The 2,117-nt window shown below is 69.4% G+C and carries 4 protein-coding genes; 1 reads left to right on the top strand and 3 read right to left on the bottom strand.

Going from position 1 to position 2,117, the window contains the following annotated elements; all coding sequences use genetic code 11:
* The 3 genes from H0U68_RS06910 to H0U68_RS06900 all read right to left on the bottom strand — a co-directional run.
* The coding region (locus tag H0U68_RS06910) for a biotin/lipoyl-binding protein (RefSeq protein WP_296353964.1) at nucleotides 1–444 on the bottom strand (444 nt) is incomplete at its 3' end.
* Nucleotides 441–1,073 (bottom strand): TetR/AcrR family transcriptional regulator, encoded by a 633-nt coding sequence (locus H0U68_RS06905; protein ID WP_296353962.1) that lies wholly within the window; start codon nucleotides 1,071–1,073, stop codon nucleotides 441–443. The genes H0U68_RS06910 and H0U68_RS06905, both read right to left, overlap by 4 nt.
* Complete coding sequence (locus H0U68_RS06900; protein WP_296353966.1) at nucleotides 1,009–1,689, bottom strand: TetR/AcrR family transcriptional regulator; 681 nt, start codon at nucleotides 1,687–1,689, stop codon at nucleotides 1,009–1,011. Before H0U68_RS06900 ends, H0U68_RS06905 begins: the two co-directional genes overlap by 65 nt.
* 117 nt (nucleotides 1,690–1,806) lie before the next feature.
* Here H0U68_RS06900 and H0U68_RS06895 point away from each other — a divergent pair.
* Nucleotides 1,807–2,117: thioesterase family protein (locus tag H0U68_RS06895; RefSeq protein WP_296353960.1), on the top strand; the 311-nt coding region annotated here is incomplete at its 3' end.

The raw sequence follows: 2,117 nt of genomic DNA, 5'->3' as shown, positions 1-2,117 counted from the left end.
GTCGTATTCCAGGCGCGAAATCGCGCCCGGGCCCACCAGCGGCTCGCGGCGCGCGAGCTCCTTGCGTGCCAGTTCGGCCTGCGTGCGCGCCTGCGCCAGCTGCGCCTGCTGCACCGCGAGTTCGGGCTCTCGCTTGCCCGTGGCCGTGTTCTCCGCCTGGAATCGCGCGGTGGCGAGCCGTGCCTCGGCCTCCTCGCGCGCGGCTTTTTCGGCGTCGGACTCCAGCATGAACAGCGGCTTTCCCTTGGCCACGGTCTGGCCGGCCCGCACGTCCAGCGTGGCCAGGGTGCCGCCGAGCGGCGCGGCCACGTAGACGTAGTCGGCCTCCGCGTAGCCGGACCAGGGTGCTTCGGGCTTGTCGGCGCAGGCGGCAAGCAGCGCCAGGGCCGCCAGCGCGGCGCAGCCACGGGCAGCGCGGGTGTTCTTCTTCGTTCGTTCGGTCATTCGGTTCCCCGGCGCAGCGCCGCCAATGCAAGCTCGACCCGCTGGGCGATGGCGGCATCGCTCGTCACCTGCGGCCCGATCTGGTCGCGCAGGCCCGGTGGCGCGATGTCGAGTGCGGCGATGCGCGGCACCACCAGCGCCGGCAGCACCACGCCGCTCATGACGAACACGAAGCGCTGCAGCGGCGGCAGCGGCACGATCTCGCCGGCGCGCTCGGCCTCGTCCATCAGCGCCATCAGCAGGCGCAGGTGGCGCGGCGCGTTGGCCTGCAGGAAGTCGCGCGCCACGGCGTCGCCGTTGGAAGCGTCGGCAAGCACGCGGCCGAGCACCGCCGAGTGGTCGCGCGCGAAGCACCCGATGAAGAGCAGCGCGCCGCGCAGCCGTGCGAGAGGCGGGCCTTCCTGCTGCGCCAGGCTGCTCAGCGGGGCGAACATGTCTTCGTAGAACTGCTGCAGCAGCGTGCGCAGGAACACGTCCTTGGTGCGGAAGTGGTAATGGAACATGCCGAGGTTGACACCCGCATGCTCAGCCAGGGCGCGCACCGACAGCCCGGCCGCGCCCCGTTCAGGGTAGAGCGCGCGGCCGGCGGCCAGCAGGGCCTGGGCGATGTTCTGGCTGGGGCGGGGCATGGGCCCCATTATTAGTCAAGTGACCAGAATCGTCCATCCGGCGCCCGGCCATTAGCCGGACCAGGGTGTCGGCGTTCTTGCGCAGGGGCGCCGCGTCCTTATAGATGCGCCCCATCACGGCCAGCCCGCGGGTGAAGGTCACCAGCATCTCGGCCGCCTCGTCCGGCTCCAGCGCGAGGCCGGCGCGCATGTGCGGCTGCGACAGCGCATTGGTGATCACCGTGCGCAGGTCGTCGATCAGCCTGCGCAGCCGGGCCCTGATCCTGGGACCAGCGCCGTCCGACTCGATGGCCGTCCTGGTGGTGAGGCAGCCGCGGGCCGGGCGGCCGCGTGCCATGTTGGACACGGCGACATCGAGAAAGCGCCGCAGGGCCTCTTCGGCCGTGTCGGCCTGCAGCGCCTTGCGCGCCTGCGACAGGAATTTGTCCGCGTAGATTTCGAAGGCGAGCAGGAAGAGCTCTTCCTTGCCGCCGTACGCGTGGTAAAGCGAGCCGCGCTGCACGCCGGTGGCCAGCGCCAGATCGGACATCGAGGTCCGTTCCCAGCCACGGCGCCAGAACACGTCGAGGACGCCGCCGAGCGCTTCCTGTTCGTCGAATTGTTTCACGCCTGCCATTGCCCAGTATAGGACGCACACGCACGCGCGAACCGTCATCGGCCCCGCGTTGACACTGCAAATCATCTTGGACAATACTGTCAAGCATGGCGATCAAAAGCCGTTTCACGGATCTTCATGCCAGCCCCCTTCCAACTCGCCGACTTTCCCGTGCGCACCACCGACAAGGTGCGCTATGCCGACACCGACCGCCAGGGCCACGTGAACAACGCGGTGTTCTCCACCTTCATGGAGACCGGCCGCGTGGAGATCCTGTACCACCCGCAGGCGCCGCTGGCTGCTGCGGGCACCGAGTGGGTGATCGTGCACCTGTCGATGGACTTCCTGTCCGAGCTGCGCTGGCCCGGCGCGGTGACCATCGGCACGCGCGTGCTGTCGCTGGGCAAGAGCTCGGTCAAGCTGGAGCAGGGCGTGTTCCAGGAGGGCAT

It is taken from the genome of Ramlibacter sp., assembly GCF_013697775.1.
Taxonomy (GTDB): Bacteria; Pseudomonadota; Gammaproteobacteria; order Burkholderiales; family Burkholderiaceae_C; genus Ramlibacter.
This window is presented reverse-complemented; position numbering and strand designations above follow the sequence as displayed.